12 protein-coding genes and 1 other RNA gene are annotated in these 18,514 nt (G+C 29.6%); 11 read left to right on the top strand and 2 right to left on the bottom strand.

The annotated features are described in order from the left end of the window. Positions 1–5 precede the first annotated feature (5 nt). Genes BMX42_RS01200 through BMX42_RS01185 form a run of 4 tightly spaced genes read left to right on the top strand, consistent with a single transcriptional unit; the run spans position 6 to position 8,167 of the window. Complete coding sequence (locus BMX42_RS01200) at positions 6–3,695, top strand: MMPL family transporter (protein WP_091307198.1); 3,690 nt, start codon at positions 6–8, stop codon at positions 3,693–3,695. Next, positions 3,685–5,202: a phytoene desaturase family protein gene (locus BMX42_RS01195; protein ID WP_091307194.1), complete on the top strand. Its 1,518-nt coding sequence runs from the start codon at positions 3,685–3,687 to the stop codon at positions 5,200–5,202. The genes BMX42_RS01200 and BMX42_RS01195 overlap by 11 nt, the downstream gene beginning before the upstream one ends. Before the next feature lie 5 nt (positions 5,203–5,207). Next, positions 5,208–6,881, top strand: coding sequence for a C45 family autoproteolytic acyltransferase/hydrolase (locus BMX42_RS01190; protein ID WP_091307190.1), 1,674 nt, complete (start codon positions 5,208–5,210; stop codon positions 6,879–6,881). Beyond that, positions 6,878–8,167 carry a flexirubin biosynthesis putative acyl-CoA ligase FlxY gene (locus BMX42_RS01185; protein WP_091307186.1) on the top strand — a complete coding sequence of 430 codons (1,290 nt, stop codon included), beginning with the start codon at positions 6,878–6,880 and terminating at the stop codon, positions 8,165–8,167. The genes BMX42_RS01190 and BMX42_RS01185 overlap by 4 nt, the downstream gene beginning before the upstream one ends. 5 nt (positions 8,168–8,172) lie before the next feature. Here the strand turns inward: BMX42_RS01185 and BMX42_RS01180 are convergent, their stop codons facing one another. Beyond that, positions 8,173–8,802, bottom strand: coding sequence for a 4'-phosphopantetheinyl transferase family protein (locus BMX42_RS01180; RefSeq protein WP_091307183.1), 630 nt, complete (start codon positions 8,800–8,802; stop codon positions 8,173–8,175). Between the two features lie 251 nt (positions 8,803–9,053). Between BMX42_RS01180 and BMX42_RS01175 the strand changes: the two genes are divergently transcribed. Then, complete coding sequence (locus BMX42_RS01175; protein ID WP_091307179.1) at positions 9,054–10,019, top strand: hypothetical protein; 966 nt, start codon at positions 9,054–9,056, stop codon at positions 10,017–10,019. 15 nt (positions 10,020–10,034) lie between these two features. Next, positions 10,035–13,271 carry a T9SS type B sorting domain-containing protein gene (locus BMX42_RS01170; RefSeq protein WP_091307173.1) on the top strand — a complete coding sequence of 1,079 codons (3,237 nt, stop codon included), beginning with the start codon at positions 10,035–10,037 and terminating at the stop codon, positions 13,269–13,271. Between the two features lie 90 nt (positions 13,272–13,361). Here the strand turns inward: BMX42_RS01170 and ssrA are convergent. Next, positions 13,362–13,762: a transfer-messenger RNA gene (gene ssrA, locus BMX42_RS01165) on the bottom strand. 338 nt (positions 13,763–14,100) lie between these two features. Here ssrA and BMX42_RS01160 point away from each other — a divergent pair. The 5 genes from BMX42_RS01160 to BMX42_RS01140 all read left to right on the top strand — a co-directional run bounded on the left by BMX42_RS01160 (position 14,101) and on the right by BMX42_RS01140 (position 18,490). Beyond that, positions 14,101–15,306 carry an NAD(P)-dependent oxidoreductase gene (locus BMX42_RS01160; RefSeq protein WP_091307169.1) on the top strand — a complete coding sequence of 402 codons (1,206 nt, stop codon included), beginning with the start codon at positions 14,101–14,103 and terminating at the stop codon, positions 15,304–15,306. 103 nt (positions 15,307–15,409) lie between these two features. Further along, positions 15,410–15,871, top strand: a complete 462-nt coding sequence (locus tag BMX42_RS01155; protein WP_091307164.1) for an MbcA/ParS/Xre antitoxin family protein — start codon at positions 15,410–15,412, stop codon at positions 15,869–15,871. 3 nt (positions 15,872–15,874) lie between these two features. Next, entirely contained in the window at positions 15,875–16,327 is a 453-nt protein-coding gene (locus BMX42_RS01150; RefSeq protein WP_091307160.1) for an RES family NAD+ phosphorylase, read from the top strand. A gap of 159 nt (positions 16,328–16,486) precedes the next feature. Then, complete coding sequence (locus BMX42_RS01145; protein WP_091307155.1) at positions 16,487–18,145, top strand: MFS transporter; 1,659 nt, start codon at positions 16,487–16,489, stop codon at positions 18,143–18,145. A gap of 36 nt (positions 18,146–18,181) precedes the next feature. Beyond that, entirely contained in the window at positions 18,182–18,490 is a 309-nt protein-coding gene (locus tag BMX42_RS01140) for a hypothetical protein (RefSeq protein ID WP_091307151.1), read from the top strand. Positions 18,491–18,514 lie beyond the last annotated feature (24 nt).

Below are 18,514 nucleotides of genomic sequence, written 5' to 3'. Positions count from 1 at the left end.
CAAAAATGCATAATTTTTTTATTAAGGTTCATTATTTTGTTCAGAAGAATAGATTGCTGTCTTTAGCGATTGCATTTTTGTTTCTACTTGTTTTTGGATTTTTTGCTTCAAAAATTAGATTTGAAGAAGATATTACCAGAATAATTCCGAAAAACGAAAATGCTGATATAGCTACAAAAGTGATTAAGCAATTGAACTTTTCAGATAAAATTACGGTTATTATCGAAAAAGATAAAAATGGAACTATTGATGATTTAACTGAGACAGCAACCAATTTTATTGATAGTTTAAAAACTTGTGAACCTTATATTAAAAATATTCAAGGTAAAGTTGATGATGAAAATATTCAACAAACTTTCGATTTTGTTTACCAAAATTTGCCTTATTTTTTAGATGAAAAAGACTATGCAACTTTAGAGAAAAAGCTAACTAACGATAGCATTTCACAACAAGTTGAAAACAATTACAAAACCCTAATTTCTCCAACTGGATTTATTGCCAAGGATTTTATTGTAAATGATCCATTAGGAATTTCGTTCGTTGCTTTAAAAAAACTACAGCAGTTAAGCATTGGAGACGATTTTATTTTGAAAGACGGATTCATAATTACGAAAGATGAATCGACACTTTTATTATTCATCAATCCGAAATTAAGCGGAAGCGAAACCGAAAAAAACACGCTTTTTGTTGACGAATTAAATACAATCAAATCTAAATTTAATACAGTAAACAGCGGAAAAGTTACTCTAGAATATTTTGGTTCTTCCTTAATTGCCGTTGCAAATGCCAAGCAAATAAAAACCGATATTATTACTACGATTTTAGTTTCATTAGGAACACTGATGTTAATTCTAATAGTATTTTATCGCAAGTTATTAATTCCAGTAATTATTTTCATTCCAACTATTTTTGGAGTCGTAACAGCCATTGCATGTTTGTATTTTTTACGACAAACTATTTCAGCCATTTCTTTGAGTGTTGGTGCTGTTTTATTGGGTGTGACCATTGATTATTCTTTACATATTCTTACGCATTACAAACATCATAACGATTTAAAAACCGTTTATAAAGATATTACAATGCCATTAATAATGAGTAGTACAACAACTGCTTTGGCATTTTTATGTTTACTTTTTGTGAATTCGGAAGCGTTAAAAGATTTAGGAATTTTTGCAGCCATTAGTGTTATTGTGTCGGCGTTTTTCTCGCTATTAATCATTCCACATTTATACAAACCTAAGGATAGTTTGTTGCCTCCAAAAGAAAATGTCTTAGACAAAATAGCTGGATTTTCTTTTGAAAACAATAAAGCTTTAATTGGGATTACTTGTATCATCATTGTAGTTTCGTTTTTCACTTTCGGAAAAGTTACGTTCAATAATAATTTATCGGAATTAAATTTTATTCCTGATGATATTAAAAAGACAGAAGAAAAATTAGAGAAGAGAACTAATTTAACTTCAAAATCAATTTATTTAGCGGCTTACGGAAATTCAATTGAAGAAGCCATTCAAAATAATAGCAAACTTTTCGACAGACTTTCGCTAGAAAAATCGGATAACAAAATAATTAATTTTAGTTCTATAGGAGGAATCGTTTTATCGAAAGAAGCACAACTTGAAAAATTAAAATTGTGGGATAATTTCTGGACTTCGAATAGAAAACAATTTGTTGAGAATGCGCTAATTTCTCACGGAAATGCAATTGGTTTTAAACCAGAAATGCATCAAGGATTTTACGACTTATTAAATCAAAAGTTTGAGTTATTAAGTTTTGCTGATTATAAAAAATTAAATGTGTTATTTTTAGATGAATTTGTAGCTTCTAAAAATGGATTTTATACGATTACTTCTGTTGCAAAAGTTTCAAATACACAAAGGGATAAATTTGTAAAATCAATTGATTCACAACAAAGTGTTTTACCCATCGACAGACAACAAATGAATGAAACCTTTTTAGGGAAACTTCGAGACGATTTCAATTCATTAGTTAATTATTCTTTTGTTGCTGTTATTTTAATTCTTTTCGTGTTCTTCAGAAGAGTGGAATTAGTTATAGTAAGTACCATTCCAATTGTGTTAACAGGTATTGTAACCGCTGGAATTATGTGGCTTTTCAATATTCAACTAAACATTTTCAGTACTATTGTTTGTACATTAATTTTTGGTCATGGTGTCGATTTTAGTATTTTCATGACAAGTGCTTTACAAAAAGAACATACTACTGGTAAAAATGAAATGCCAACTTATAGAACTTCTATAATTTTAGCCGCTTTAACCACAATTTTAGCTATTGGAGCTTTAGTTTTTGCCAAACATCCAGCCTTAAGATCCATTTCATCCGTTTCATTAATTGGAGTTTTTGCGGCCTTATTAATTACATTTATTTTTTATCCGTTATTATTCCGTATTTGCTTTATTAATCGTGTAAAAAAAGGAAAATCGCCAATAACATTACGATTGCTAATTCATTCAACTTTATCGTTTTTATATTATGGTTTGGGAGGATTGTTTTTCTCTTTATTAGGAAAAGTGATTTTGTTTTTAATTCCAGCCAAGAAGGAAAAAAAGATGATGTGGTTTAGAAGTATTATTTCAAATTTCATGAAATCGGTTTTATATTCTAATCCGTTCGTAAAGAAAAAAATAGTAAATAATTATAAAGAAGATTTTAGTAAACCCGCAGTTATTATATCAAACCATACTTCATTTTTAGATATTTTAGCAGTTGGAATGATTACACCTAAAATAATTTATTTAGTTAATGATTGGGTTTATAATTCACCTATTTTTGGTAGAATTGTAAAGTTAGCAGGTTATTATCCGGCTTCGCAAGGTATTGAAGGAAGTGTAGAACATTTACGTGATAAAATAGAAAAAGGGTATTCTTTAATGGTTTTTCCAGAAGGAACTCGTTCTAGTACTAATGAAATTAATAGGTTTTATAAAGGCGCGTTTTATTTAGCAGAACATTTCAATATAGATGTTTTGCCTGTTTATATTCATGGAAATTCTGAAAGTTTACCAAAAGGTGATCACATTATTTATGATGAAAATATTACTGTTGTTATTGATAAAAGAATAAAAGCGGATGACAAATCGTTTGGTGAAAATTATTCACAACGAACAAAATCAATCAATAAATATTTCAGAACTGAATTTAATAAACTGCGAATTGATTTAGAAGACGAAAACTACTTCAAAGATAAATTGTATTTAAGTTTTTTATATAAAGAAAGAGACATTATTTCGGAAGTAAAATCAGACTTTTTAGCAAGTAAAAGTAATTATTTTAAGCTAAATTCTAGTATCAATCCTGATGCTAAAATTTTCCATATCGCATCAGATTTCGGACAAATGGATGTTCTTTTGAATATGCAACACGCGAAGAGAAAAATAACTTCATTCATTGAAGATTTGGAAAAAAGAGCGATTGCCAATTCTAATTATTTAGTTAAGAAATATGGTGTTACTTACGTTGAAAACATTCAAGATACAATTGTTGGAAATAATACGTTATTAATTTCAGATGCAAATTTAGATTTTGAAGTTGTTTCAAATCATGTAAGCCATTTTCAACAGGTAATTTTGTTCAATAGTTCTAATTTATTGTATAAATTTGAGCAGGCAAATTTTGAAGTCATTTCAAATGAAGACAAAATTATTGTTTTAAAAAATAAGATAAGTGAAAGATAAATACGACATAGTAATTGTAGGGAGCGGGTTAGGTGGTTTAGTTTCGTCTATTATCTTAGCAAAAGAAGGATACAAAGTTTGTGTGCTTGAAAAAAACAATCAATTTGGTGGAAACTTGCAAACTTTTGTAAGAGACAAAACCATTTTCGATACCGGAATTCACTATATCGGAGGTTTATCTGAAGGTCAGAATTTATACAAATACTTCAAGTATCTAGGTATAATGGATGAACTTAGATTAAAAAAAATGGATGAAGATGCCTTTGATATCATTTCTTTTGAGAGTGAAGGCGAAGAATATCCTCACGCACAAGGTTATGAAAATTTCGTAAAGCAACTGGCAAAAAGTTTTCCTGAAGAAAAAGAGGCATTAGAAAGATATTGTAAATTAGTTGTTGATGTTTGTGATACTTTTCCTTTATATAATTTAAATGCGGAAGGGAAATACCAAAGTGAAATATTGTCATATAATGCTAAAGAATGTATTGAAGGAATTACTCAAAATGAAAAATTAAGAGCGGTTTTAGCCGGAACTAACTTTTTATATGCAGGAATCGCTGAAAAATCTCCTTTTTATGTTCATGCTTTGTCTGTTAACTCCTACATTCAAAGTTCTTGGCGTTGTGTTAATGGTGGAAGTCAAATTACCAAACAATTAATAAAGCAGCTTAAAAAATACGGTGGTGAAATTTATAAATACAAAGATGTAGCTAAGTTTGAAGTTGAAGATAACAAAGTTGTATCGGTTGTAACCAAAGATAATGAAGTTTTTAAAGCCGATTTATTCATCTCAAATATTGATCCTAAAGCAACACTAAAAATGGTTGGTTTATCTCATTTTAGAAAATCGTATTATGAGAGAATTGAAAAATTAGAAAGTGTGATTTCTGCATTCAGTTTATATATTGTGTTTAAACCGAATACATTCAAATATTTAAATTGCAATTATTACCATTTTAAAAGCGCCAATAACGTTTGGACAGCTTACGAATATGATGATTCTTCATGGCCAAAGGCTTATATGGCTTCGATGAATTTTTCTGGTAAAAATGAAGATTGGGCTGAAGGAATGACATTTATCACTTACATGAAATATGATGATGTTAAAGAATGGGAAGAAACTTTTAATACAACTGCAGAAAAAAGCGATAGAGGTTTAAGTTATGAAGAATTTAAAACTCAAAAAACAGAGAAGTTTTTAAGCGAAATTGAAGTTAAATTTCCAAATATTAGAGATTGTATTAAATCAATTCATACATCCACACCGCTTTCTTATAGAGATTATATTGGCGGAAATAGCGGAAATATGTACGGATATGTAAAGGATTGTAATAACCCAATGTTAACATTTATCGCGCCAAAAACAAAATTAGAAAACTTGTATCTTACCGGACAAAGTATCAATATGCATGGTGTTTTGGGTGTGACAATTGGTGCAGTTTTAACGTGTTCAGAAATAGTTGGAAAAGAATATCTAGTGGATAAAATAAATCAAGAAATCGTATAAAGTTTATGAAGAATAGATTATTCTTTCTTTTTTATTCGTCTGTCGTTTTTTTGTCATTGGTTTCTTGTGGAATTAAAAAATCATTAAAACATCAGCCAATTACGGCTAGTTATAACCAAACAATTCCGAAAATTGATAAAAAAGCAGATACCTTATTTGTGTCTGGAAAGAATACTTTACTTAAAAATAAACACCAACTTTGGGAATTATATGTAGAAGGCGATCCATTACAAATTGGTTTAATTTCTGGTGCTTTAACAGATTCTTTGTTAAAGAAACAAGAAACCATTTTCTTTTCTAAAATTAAAGATTTAGTTCCTTCAGAATCGAAACAAAAGTTATTACGTTTCTTCTTAAAATGGTATAATCGAAAATTATATCTAAACATTCCAGAAGAATATAAAACGGAAATTTACGGTTATTCAAGATATTCTTCTAAACAATATGATGCCATTGCACCAGCTTATTTAAGAAGTTTATATTTACACGGCGCTCATGATATTGGTCATGCGCTACAAGATTTAGCTTTAGTTGGTTGTTCTTCTTTTGCAGCTTGGGATTCTAAATCGGAAGATGGAAATTTAATTTTAGGAAGGAATTTCGATTTCTATGCTGGAGACGATTTTGCAAAAGATAAAGTAATTGCATTCATCAAACCAACTCAAGGAAATCCGTTTATGATTTATACTTGGGCGGGAATGATTGGAGCAGTTTCGGGAATGAATACAAAAGGATTAACCATAACTATAAATGCTGGAAAATCTAGAATTCCTTTAATAGCAAAAACACCGATTTCAATTTTAGCGCGAGAAATTTTGCAATACGCAAGCAATATTAACGAAGCCATTGCCATTGCGAAAAAAAGAAAAGTTTTTGTTTCCGAATCGATAATGATTGGAAGTACTGTTGATAATAAAGCTATTTTGATTGAAGTTTCTCCAACTAAATTCGACATTTTTGATGTAGAAAATAGTAATAAAATTATTTGTACGAATCATTTTCAAAGTGATGCATATAAAAAAGACAGAAGAAATCTGAAGCAAATTAGAGATAGTCATTCGGAATATCGATTTGATAAAATGACGGAATTATTTGATGCTAATCCGAAAATAAACCCAACTATTGCTGCAGACATATTAAGAAATACAAAAGGATTAAACGATAAAGAAATTGGTTTTGGTAATGAAAAAGCACTGAATCAATTATTAGCGCATCATGGAATTATCTTCAAACCTAAAGAATTATTGGTTTGGGTTTCTGCGAATCCGTATCAATTAGGGGAATTTGTTTGCTACGATTTGAATCAAATATTTAATCAACAAAATAATAAGGAAGCAATTGTTTCTTTCGAACGCGCCGATTTAACCATTGCGAAAGATCCATTTTTAAACACAGATGATTACCGAAAATACGAGCAATTTAGAGTTGAAGATCGTAAAATCGATCAAGCTATAAATGAAAAGAAAGTTTTACCTTTATCTCAAATAAATAACTACCAATCTTTAAATTCTTATTTTTGGTTGGTATATTTCAAAGCAGGTTTATACTTTTACAACAACAAAAATTTCATAGCGGCGAAAGAGCAATTTGAAAAAGCTTTATTGTGTGAAATTACAACAGCAACTAGTAAATTGCAAGTTGAAAAATATTTAAAAAAATCAAAAAAGAAGCTGAAATGATACCACATATTGAAAAACAATCTTTAGATGAAATTAAAGCATTTCAAGAATTGAAATTACAAGAAGTGTTGCAATATGTGAACGCCAATTCAGTGTATTATAAAAACTTATTTCAAGAAAATAATATTGATCTTTCTAAAATAAATACTTTAGAAGATTTACAACTTATTCCAACCACAACTAAAGAAGAGATTCAAAAAAATAATGATGATTTTTTATGTGTTCCAACTCATAAAATTATTGATTTTGCTACCACTTCTGGAACTTTAGGTGATCCTGTAACTTTCGGTTTAACCGATAATGATTTAGATAGATTGGCATATAACGAAGCCATTTCATTCGATTGTGCTGGAATAAAAGAAGGCGATATTGTGCAACTTATGACCACAATGGACCGAAGATTTATGGCTGGTTTAGCCTATTTTTTAGGACTTAGAAAAATGAAAGTTGGCGTAATTAGAGTCGGAGCGGGGATTCCAGAATTACAATGGGATTCCATTTTAAAATATAAACCAACTTATTTAATTACAGTTCCATCATTTTTGTTGAAACTTATTGAATACGCCGATTCACATGGAATTGATTATAATAATTTAGGAATAAAAGGTGCGATTTGCATCGGAGAATCGTTACGTAACCAGGATTTTACTAATTCAATATTAGCAGATAAAATTGCAAGCAAGTGGAATATAAAACTATTTTCAACTTATGCTTCTACAGAAATGAGCACCGCTTTTACAGAATGTGAACACGGAGTTGGAGGTCATCATCATCCAGAGTTAATTATTGTGGAAGTTTTAGATGATGAAAATAAACCGGTTAAAGAAGGCGAAAGTGGTGAACTTACAATTACTACAATTGGAGTAGAAGCGATGCCTTTAATTCGTTTTAAAACAGGAGATATTGTGAAATTACATACCAATGCTTGTATGTGTGGTAGAAAAACGCTTCGAGTTGGACCAGTCGTAGGTAGAAAACAACAGATGATAAAATACAAAGGAACAACTTTGTATCCGCCAGCAATGAATGAAGTTTTAAATGATTTTGATAATATAGAAAACTACTTAATCCAAATTTATAATAACGATTTAGGAACTGATGAAATTGTGGTTAAGATTGTTGTTAAGAATCCGTCTGAAGGATTTTTAGCAGAAGTTAAAGACCATTTTAGAGCGAAATTACGTGTTGCTCCAAGAATTGAATTAGTTTCCAAAGAAGTTTTAAATCCGATTGTTTTCAATCCGATGAATAGAAAACCAACGCGTTTTATTGATTTAAGAAAATAATTATTTTATTGAATTACAAAGGCTAAAACGTAGTTTTCAATCTCTTGCAATTGTACGTTATAACTTGTGGTTTTATCATTAATTCTCACATTCACAACGCATGAACTTTCATTTAAATGAAAAGGTTCAATAAAAATATTGTCTTTAAAACTCACATCGTTTTCTGGAATTAACTTGAATATAGCTTCTTTAATTGACCAACAAAATGTGGTTAATGTTGTGATTTCTTCCTGGTTTCCTTTAAAATTCAGAATGAAATCTTCATTAAAAAGTATGCATATATTTTTTATAATTTTTTCATTTTTTAATTCAATGTCAATCCCAACAGGATTATCACTAATTATGATACAAGCAAATTCATGAGAATGTGAAATCGATATATGTTTACCATCTTTTAAAAAAGGTTTCCCGAAAGCATCATAAAATAATTCAGAATCTGAATAATCAATACTATTTAAAAGTTGTCGCACTGCCAAAAATCCTTTTATATGTTTTGTAGCTTTCATCTTCTCTAATCGATTTAAAGAAGTTTCACTCAAAACAAGATGCTCTTTTAATTCGGAAATTTCCTCATTAATTCTCCATAAATAAATAGATGTGTTTTTTGGAAGCGAAATTTTTTTATAAAATGGCATTGGTGATTATTATAGTTATTTACAGCAAAAGTAATTCAAATTTAATTTATTATTTTTTAAATATAAAAATCTAACAATTACGTGAAATACGTAATTTATTTCAAAATTAAAATTATATTTTTGTCAGCAATTTTAACAATCAATTATTTGTGAAATTGTAAATAAAATATAAATAATTCAAAATAGTAATAAGTATAGTTAGTGTTTCTAAAAATATACTCAGTTATTACTGAAGTAGTAAAACAATAAATATGAAAAAAATAATTTTAGCTTTAAGCTTTTTTACTTTATTAATGTCTTGTAGTAAAGAAGACAATGCTCCAGAAATTGAAACTGAAAAACCAGTAGATTTTTATGCAGTTGGTGGAGGTTATCCTGTTAGCGGAAACACAAGAGCTGTTTTATGGAAAAATGGGGAGCCTACTTATTTAACAGATGGAACTTATGAAGCTTTTGCTTATTCTGTTTGTGTAAATCAAGGGAATACTTATGTGGTTGGTTTTGAAAATGGGCAAGCCAAATACTGGAAAAATGGTGTGGTTCAAAATTTAGGAACACAAACCGCAGATTATTTTACTAAAGTGCAAGTTGTAAACAATAAAGTGTATATTTTAGGAATAGTTGGTACTCAAATAAAATTATGGGAAGATGGTGTGCCAACAAATATAAATGGTATAACTGGTTCTTTTCCTTATCCTTGTGATTTTAAAGTAGTAGGTAATGACAAATATGTGTTAATTCATAGTGATCATAAAGCAAATTTATGGAAAAATGGAGTAAATACAGTTTTGACTAGCGGGACAATTCCTGATACAACTAGAGACCTATGTGTAGTTGATAATAATGTATATGTTTTAGCAGAAGAAACTGACAATGGAATCAAAAAAATTAAATATTGGAAAAATGGAGTAGTTAATTATGTTAATAATCCATCTTATAATGTTTACGCTTCACATATTGATGTAAATAATAACAATGTATACATTGGTGGTAAATTAGACAATAAAGCATATTATTGGAAAAATGGACAGGCAACTTTAGTGGGTTTATCCACTGGAAGTTCATATAATTATGGCATTAAAGTGGTAGGTAATAATGTTTATACCGTAAATTCAGATAATGGAAAAGTTAAATTTATGAAAAATACAACACAAGTATTTATTGATAATGTTAGTGCCGTAGCAGACCCTAATGAATGTTTCGTAGTTTATAAATAAAAATTAATAACATTAATGAAAATAAGAATAACATTTTTCTTTATATTACTTTCTCAATTGCTTTTCTCACAAGGAGAAGCCAATATTTGGTATTTTGGAGAAAATGCTGGTTTAGATTTTAATAGTGGAAGTCCTGTTGCTATAACTAATGGTCAACTGAATACTACAGAAGGTTGTGCTACCATTTCTAACGCTTCTGGTCAATTATTATTTTATACTGATGGTATTACAGTATACAATAGAAATCATCAAGTAATGGTAAATGGTAATGGTTTGTTAGGTGATTTATCTAGTACTCAATCTGCAACAATAGTTCAAAAACCTGGTTCAACAACATTATTTTATATTTTTACTATAGATGCAGAAGTTAAGCCAAATGGTTTTTGCTATTCTGTAGTGGATATGTCGTTAGATGGGGGTTTTGGTGCAGTTACAGCAATTAAAAATATACAAATATATACTCCAACTTGTGAAAAACTTGCTATTGTAAAACATGCTAATGAAACAGATTATTGGGTTATTACCCATGGATGGAATAATAATAATTTTTATGCTAATTTATTAACAAGTTCTGGTTTAACTGCAACACCAGTGATTAGTAGTATTGGTTATATTCCAAACTATGAATCACCTGGAAGTGAGTTTAGATCAGGTGGATACTTAAGAATTTCTCCAAACGGAAAAAAAATAGTTAGCTGTATTTATTACCCTAATGCAATAACACAGTTGTTTGATTTTAATAATACAACTGGTTCAATTTCTAATGCACAGTCATTAATAATTGGATATGATAGATTTTATGGTGCAGAATTTTCTCAAAATAATGAAGTCTTATATCTTTCTACAGGCGGATATAGTAAAATTTATCAATTTAATTTAAATGCTACTAATGTTTTGTTATCTGCTACTCAAATTTATTCTGGTGCAAAATCACCAGGAGCATTGCAAACTGGTCCAGACGGAAAAATATATGTTGCTTTTTTTTATCAGAATAAATTAGGGGTTATTAATAATCCGAACACTCTAGGTGTAGGTTGTGATTTACAAGTAGACGCTGTAGATCTTTTAGGAAAGTATACTTATTCTGGATTGCCAGCTTTCAATCAATCTTTTTTCTTTACACCAGCTATCCAACTCGCTAGCACCTGTGAAGGCGATGCTGTAAATTTTAGTTTCAATACTAACCAACCTATTTTGTCTGCTAATTGGAACTTTGGTGACGGAAATACCTCAAATACTATAAGTCCAACACATACTTATACCAATTCGGGTACTTTTCCAGTATCTGTTACAATTACTACACCAAATGGTACAGGAAGTAATAACAGAAACATAACGATTTTCCCAAGACCAGTTTTAACAAACAATATAGTAACTCTAAAACAATGTGATGACAATAATGATGGTTTTAGTGCTTTCAACTTAAAAGAAGCTGAAAACTCATTTGTTACGAGTACAAATGGTTTAACTTTTACTTATTTTGAGAATCCAACTGATGCTCAAAGCGATAATACCATTGCGAGTATAACAAACCTTTTAGCTTATACTAATCAAGTTGTTAGTAATGATGTGGTTTATGTTCGTATTGAAAATGATAACGGATGTTTCAGAGTTGGGCAATTAAATTTAAGTGTATCAACAACTTCTATTCCTTCAAGTTTTCAGAAAGTCTTTACGGTTTGCGATGATATGTCATCTGGCTCAAATACAGATGGAATTGCTACATTTGATTTTAGTAGTGTCACTTCACAAATTCAAGCTTTGTATCCAGTTGGACAATTACTAACTATAAAGTATTATAAAAATCAGGCAGATGCATTAGCTGAGCAAAATGCAATTACCAATATTTCGAATTATACAAATGTTGGTTATCCAATCACGCAAAATATTTATGTTAGAGTAGATAGTCAAGTCAATAATGATTGTTTAGGTTTAGGGCATCATATAATTTTAAATGTAGAACGTATCCCTTTTATAGAAAATTTAGTTATTAGCCATTGCGATGACAATCAAGATGGAATTTTTGGATTCAATACGAATAATTTGCAAACTATTTTATTAAACGGATTAACAGGTGTAACGGTAACTTACAAAGATCAAAACGGAAATGCTTTACCAAGTCCATTGCCTAATCCTTTTGTAACAAGTTCTCAAAATATTACAGCTAGAGCAACAAATACAACATCAACAGCTTGTTATGATGAAGCCACAATTCAATTTATAGTTGACGATTTACCTGAAGCTTTTCCAATTGCTATAACATTAACAACAGCTTGTGATGATGAAGTAAATCCACTTTCTCAAGATGGTTTATTTCCGTTTAATACAAGTGCGTTTCAGTCTACAATTCTAGGCTCACAAACGGGAATGATTGTTAATTATTTTGATGCGAATGCAGTAGCATTACCAAGTCCATTACCTAATCCTTTTATTACAGATACTCAAACCATAACAGTTGAAGTAATTAATCCGATTAACACAACTTGTAAAGCTACTTTAAGTATTCCTTTTGTTGTAAAACCAACACCAAGAATTAATACTACAGGAACAGAATTAGTATGTAGTAATAATCCAAATTTTATAAAAACTATTGATGCAGGTTTAGAAGATATTTCAACAATAAATGACTTTACATATCAATGGTTTTTAGATGGAAATATATTAACTGGAGAAACTAATTATTCTTTAACGGTTAATACAGAAGGAAGTTATACAGTTGTTGTTACAAATACTCAAAACTGTACTAAAACTAGAACTATTACAGTAACAGCTTCTAACATTGCAACTATTGAAAATATTGTTATTAACGATTTATCAGATAATAATTCAATAATAGTAAATGTTAGCGGTTCTGGAGATTATGAATACAGTATTGACGGAATTAATTATCAAAGTAGTAATACTTTTTATAATGTAGAATCAGGTACTTATACCATTTATGTGATTGATAAAAACGGATGCGGCATTGCTGAAGAAGATATTAGTTTATTAGGTATTCCAAACTATTTTACTCCAAATGGAGATGGATATAATGACTATTGGAATATTAAAGGAATTAGTCGCACTTACAACGCTAAAACTATCATTCATATTTTTGACAGATATGGTAAATTGTTAAAACAAATCTCACCACTTTCTTCAGGTTGGGATGGAACTTATAATGGCAAAGCAGTATCATCTTCAGATTATTGGTATGTGATAAATTTAGAAGATGGAAGAACTTTTAAAGGACATTTTAGTTTGAAGAGGTAATAATTTAAATATTTAATCAAAATTATTACGGCATCAAAAACGGCAACCATAATTAAAAAACCCTGTAAAATAAGTGTTTTACAGGGTTTTCTGTGGAGTCGGAGAGAATCGAACTCTCGTCCAAACAAGCCATCAAAAAGCTTTCTACATGTATAGTTTTTGTTTAGATTTTCGACATGCAGCTTGGCCAAAAACAGCCACTACATGCTTAACTTTATCAGTGTCAGAGCGGATTTAAAGTTTTACCGTTCCTAGGTTTATTTTTACCATTCCTCTTAACCAACCGCCACAAACCAAGGCTTTTGAGAGAAATCCAGCTTTCCTACCTAGTAGGAACTTGGCATTATCGTACTATAATTCTGATTATGCAGCTAAAGCGTAAGTATTTTCGCCGTTTAAAAAGTGTGTATAATTGATATTTACGAGCCAAAAATACAATGCTCGACATGCTTACTAATTAGTGCCACTTGCTGTCAAAACCAGTCGACCCCATTTAATTGAATAGTACACTTAAAGTTTGTCAAAGCGCAAATTTAATGCCAAAACTACAATATTTTTTTTATATGAAGATAATTATTGTTTTTTTTATTTGATAAATAGGATAGAGATTTTTTAATAAGTTTTTTCCTGTTCAAATTTTTAAAAAAATTATGATTTGAATGTTAAAATTTTTCTCCACAATTTCAAAAATGTTATATTTGTAACCAATAGAGTAAATAATGTTTTGAATATATATAAATATGATATTTAAATGTTTGATACTGACTAACTTCCCTCTAAAAAAGTTACTCTATTTAACTATAAAAAAAAACAAAACAACAAACAACAAATGAAGTTCGGATTAATAAAAGAAAGAAAAACCCCCCCAGATAGAAGAGTCGTGTTTTCACCTTCAGAACTTTTGGAAGTAAAAGAGCAATTTCCAAATGCTGAAATTAAAGTAGAAGCATCAGATATTAGAGTATTCTCAGATTCAGAGTATATAGAAAACGGTTTTGAAATTTCCGAAAATGTTGAAGATTGTGACGTGCTAATTGGAGTTAAAGAGGTTCCAGTTGATGCATTAATCCCAAATAAAAAATATTTTTTCTTTTCTCATACGATAAAAAAGCAAGCTTATAATAGAAATTTATTAAAGGCTTGCGTGGATAAAAACATAGAATTATATGATCACGAAACAATTGTGAACGAAAATAATACACGTTTAATTGGTTTTGGTCGTTATGCAGGAATTGTTGGCGCTTATAATGGAATTAGATCTTTTGGATTAAAATTCGATATTTTTAATTTACCAAAAGCTGAAACACTTACAAATCAACAAGCTTTAATTACACAACTAAAGAAACCTTTTTTACCGCCAATTAAAATCGTTTTAAGTGGTAAAGGTAAAGTGGCACTTGGTGCTAAAGAAATGTTAGATGGTATGAAGATGAAGGAAGTTTCGGTTGAAGATTTTTTATCTAAAACTTATACTTACCCTGTTTTCACAATGATTGACATTCAGGATTATAACATTCATAAAGAAGGCTTAGCTTTTGATAAGAAAGATTTTTATACTAATCCGCAAAATTATAATTCAAACTTCGAACGTTTTACAGAAGTCGCAGATATTTTTATTGCTGGACATTTCTACGGAAATGGTGCACCAATAATTTTATCTAGAGAAATGTTAGCTTCTCCAAAAAATAAAATTAAAGTTGTTGCAGATATTTCTTGCGATATTAACGGACCAATAGCTTCTACACTAAGAGCAAGTACAATTGCTGAACCAAATTATGGCTATCTGCCAAGTGAACATAAAGAAGTTGATATGTATCATCCAAGTGCAATTGTGGTAATGGCTGTTGATAATTTACCTTGCGAATTACCAAAAGATGCTAGTGAAGGTTTTGGAGAAATGTTTTTACAACACGTTATTCCAGCTTTTTTTAATGATGATGCAAATGGTATTTTGGCTCGAGCTAAAATTACAGGTGATGGAAAACTTACACCGCGTTTTGCTTACCTGCAAAGCTATTTAGACGGTAATCAATAATATAAAATCCCAAGTAATTGGGATTTTTTTTTGTGCTATAAATTTTGGAAGAAATAATAATAATATGTAAATTTGCTTATTAGTAAATGTAAAAATACACATTATGAAAAAAGCAGTAAAAAAACATGAAGTCCAAGATGATGCTATTAATATGGCTTCAGAACCTATGGCTATTTATTTGCCAGCTTCATTTATTAAAAATAATGTATTAGATAACATTGCTCAAAATTCAAAAGAATTATTTACTAAAGTAATTGCTATTACTGGTTTAACTATAAAAATTCTTTCAGAAAATATTTTTGAAATTACGCCAAAAACATTCATTAAGTATAAAAATAATGAAACTAAAATTCCTTCAAGAATTGCAGAATTAGCCATAGAATTAAGCACGTTATATGAGCTTGGTAATGTTGTTTTTGGTAATTCTAACGTTTTTAATCAATGGTTGGAAAAAGAAAATCCTTTCTTCAATAATAACAAACCAGTTCAATATTTAAATACTTCAACTGGTATTCATTTAATTTACGAAGAGTTAAAACGAATAGAATTCGGCGCAACCGCTTAATAAATGGAAGTTTTTAGAATTATTCATACAAAATGGGCGAATAGTTTAATGGCTTCTGGTTATGCAGCAAGATGGAATTCTACGGGCTTATTTGTGATTTATGCAGCTGAAAATTGTTCGTTAGCCTGTTTGGAAAACTTGGTTCACAGAAATGGTTTTGGTAATGATGCCGATTATAGTTTACTGACTATTTCATTTCCAAATACAGTTAAAATAGTAGAAGTTGATTCGAAAAAATTACCAAAAGGTTGGAATGACACTACCGAAAACGGACATTTAATTTGCAGAACAATTGGTGATAATTGGATTAGAAATCAACAATCAGCAATTTTGTTTGTGCCTTCTGCCATAATTCCAAATGAACGAAATGTGTTAATTAATCCGAATCATCCTGATTTTAAGAAAATTAAGTTTTCAACGCAACCATTTTCCTTCGATATAAGATTATCTAAATAGTTTTTAATGAACTAATTTGTACTAATAATGTTATTAAACTAAGTCGATTTCGTTAATAATTAAATTCCGATTTTATATTTTTTTGCCATAAAATTTTGTTATTTAGCAAAATGACGATCAAAAACTAAAAAATTAATATACTACTAACTAAACTAAATTATGAATTCAAACCAAAATCAAACCAATTATCCCGCTTTGTATACACTAATTACAGTGTTTTTCTTTTGGGGATTTATTGCTGCTGGAAACAGTATTTTTATTCCATTTTGTAAAAGCTATTTTAGTCTAGATCAATTTCAATCGCAATTAATTGATTTTGCATTTTATACGGCTTATTATATTGGCGCTTTATTACTTTTTGCCATGGGAAATAGCACAGGAAAAGATATTGTTGGAACTTGGGGATATAAGAAAAGTATTGTTTACGGCTTATTGTTTTCGGCTTTAGGTGCTGGTGCGATGATTATAGCTGTTGAAGCGAGCGTTTATGCTGGAATGTTAGTAGGATTATTTATTGTAGCGTTAGGATTTTCATTACAACAAACAGCTGCTAATCCGTTTGCGATTTTATTAGGTAACCCAAAAACGGGAGCGAGTAGAGTAAATTTAGGTGGTGGAATTAATTCTTTAGGAACAACCATTGGTCCAATTTTAGTTGCATTCGCTTTGTTTGGAAGTGCAAAAGAAGTTTCAGAAGAGCAAATTCAAAGTTTACCTTTAGATAAAGTTGTCATCTTATATTTAGGTGTTGGATTATTATTTATTGCTTCTGCAGCATTGTTCTATTTCTCGAAAAAAGTTCCTGCAGGAATCGCTACAGAACCAATGGAAAAAGCCAATAAAGCTTTAAGAACTTTAGTTATTATGACAGTTTTGTTAGCAGCTTGTTTCGTGCCAATTTTCAAAACCTATCAATTAGATACTACAAACTATTCTATTGCTGAAATGTCAGACTTAGAGCATTATAGAATGCTTTGGCTTTCTGGAGCTTTATTAGTGGTTTTAGGTGGAATTTTATTTTCATATTTATCAGCTAAGAAAGATGTTAACGGTTGGGGTGCAATGCAATATCCACAATTGGTTTTAGGGATGTTAGCTATTTTTGTTTACGTTGGTGTAGAAGTTGCCATTGGAAGTAATTTAGGTGAATTATTAAAATTGAAAGAATTCGGAAGTATGCAATCTTCAGATATTGCGCCTTATGTTTCGATGTATTGGGGTAGTTTAATGATTGGTCGTTGGGCTGGAGCCATTTCTGTTTTCAACTTAGAAGGTATCAAAAAAACAATCGCTTTAATCATTATTCCTTTAATTGCGTTTGGAGTTATTTTAAGCGTAAATATCATTTCTGGAAAAGACATGAAGCCTTTATATTTCTATGTGGTTTGTGTTTTTGTTCAAATTGCTGCTTTCTTTTTAAGTAAAGATAAACCTGCAAGAACTTTAATGATTTTCGGAACTTTCGGAATTATAGCCATGTTAATTGGATTATTTTCTGCTGGAACTGTTGCTATTTATGCCTTTTTAGCGGGTGGATTAGCTTGTAGTATTATGTGGCCAGCTATTTTTAGTTTGTCAATTATTGGCTTAGGAAAATATACTTCTCAAGGTTCTGCTTTCTTAATTATGATGATTTTAGGTGGTGGAATTATTCCTCCAATTCAAGGAAAATTATCTGATATCATTGGAATTCACCAATCGTATATTGTGGCTGTAGTTTGTTTTGCTTACTTGACTTTATTTGCCGTTTTGGTAAAAGGAATTTTGAAAAAACAAAATATTGATGTGGATGCGATTGAAGTAGAAGGAAGTCATTAATAGTATTCAGTGATCAGTTTTTAGTGTTCAGATTCTATGAGTGAAATAAAAGAAAATTATTATCATATTTATGTTTTATTGAAAGATAGAATACGATTTGAATCGCAATTAATTAATAAACAAATTTCATTTTATTCTGATGAAAATCAAATGAAATTAAGATATTATTTACTTGAAAAAGATAAAGTTGAGATTGATAAAATTCTAATCGAAAACGAAATAATTGCTAACTATGAAACAAACGAAATTATTGATTACAGAGACAATATAAAAATTCAGAAAGTTTATATTTATATAGTAATTGTTATAATTTTACTTATTCTAATTATTGATTATATTAAATAAAACAAAACCCTGACAAATTAAATC

It is taken from the genome of Flavobacterium terrigena (assembly GCF_900108955.1).
Lineage (GTDB): Bacteria > Bacteroidota > Bacteroidia > Flavobacteriales > Flavobacteriaceae > Flavobacterium > Flavobacterium terrigena.
The sequence above is the reverse complement of the archived record's forward strand: the minus strand, read 5'-3'. Positions and strand labels throughout refer to the sequence as shown.

Excerpts from the sequence above, each read along its gene's own strand:
- BMX42_RS01160 (WP_091307169.1), top strand. The coding sequence starts at position 14,101 with ATGAAGTTCGGATTAATAAAAGAAAGAAAAACCCCCCCAGATAGAAGA.
- BMX42_RS01200 (WP_091307198.1), top strand. The coding sequence starts at position 6 with ATGCATAATTTTTTTATTAAGGTTCATTATTTTGTTCAGAAGAATAGA.
- BMX42_RS01145 (WP_091307155.1), top strand. The coding sequence starts at position 16,487 with ATGAATTCAAACCAAAATCAAACCAATTATCCCGCTTTGTATACACTA.
- BMX42_RS01190 (WP_091307190.1), top strand. The coding sequence starts at position 5,208 with ATGAAGAATAGATTATTCTTTCTTTTTTATTCGTCTGTCGTTTTTTTG.
- BMX42_RS01175 (WP_091307179.1), top strand. The coding sequence starts at position 9,054 with ATGAAAAAAATAATTTTAGCTTTAAGCTTTTTTACTTTATTAATGTCT.
- BMX42_RS01170 (WP_091307173.1), top strand. The coding sequence starts at position 10,035 with ATGAAAATAAGAATAACATTTTTCTTTATATTACTTTCTCAATTGCTT.
- BMX42_RS01140 (WP_091307151.1), top strand. The coding sequence starts at position 18,182 with ATGAGTGAAATAAAAGAAAATTATTATCATATTTATGTTTTATTGAAA.
- BMX42_RS01150 (WP_091307160.1), top strand. The coding sequence starts at position 15,875 with ATGGAAGTTTTTAGAATTATTCATACAAAATGGGCGAATAGTTTAATG.
- BMX42_RS01155 (WP_091307164.1), top strand. The coding sequence starts at position 15,410 with ATGAAAAAAGCAGTAAAAAAACATGAAGTCCAAGATGATGCTATTAAT.
- BMX42_RS01180 (WP_091307183.1), bottom strand. The coding sequence starts at position 8,802 with ATGCCATTTTATAAAAAAATTTCGCTTCCAAAAAACACATCTATTTAT.
- BMX42_RS01185 (WP_091307186.1), top strand. The coding sequence starts at position 6,878 with ATGATACCACATATTGAAAAACAATCTTTAGATGAAATTAAAGCATTT.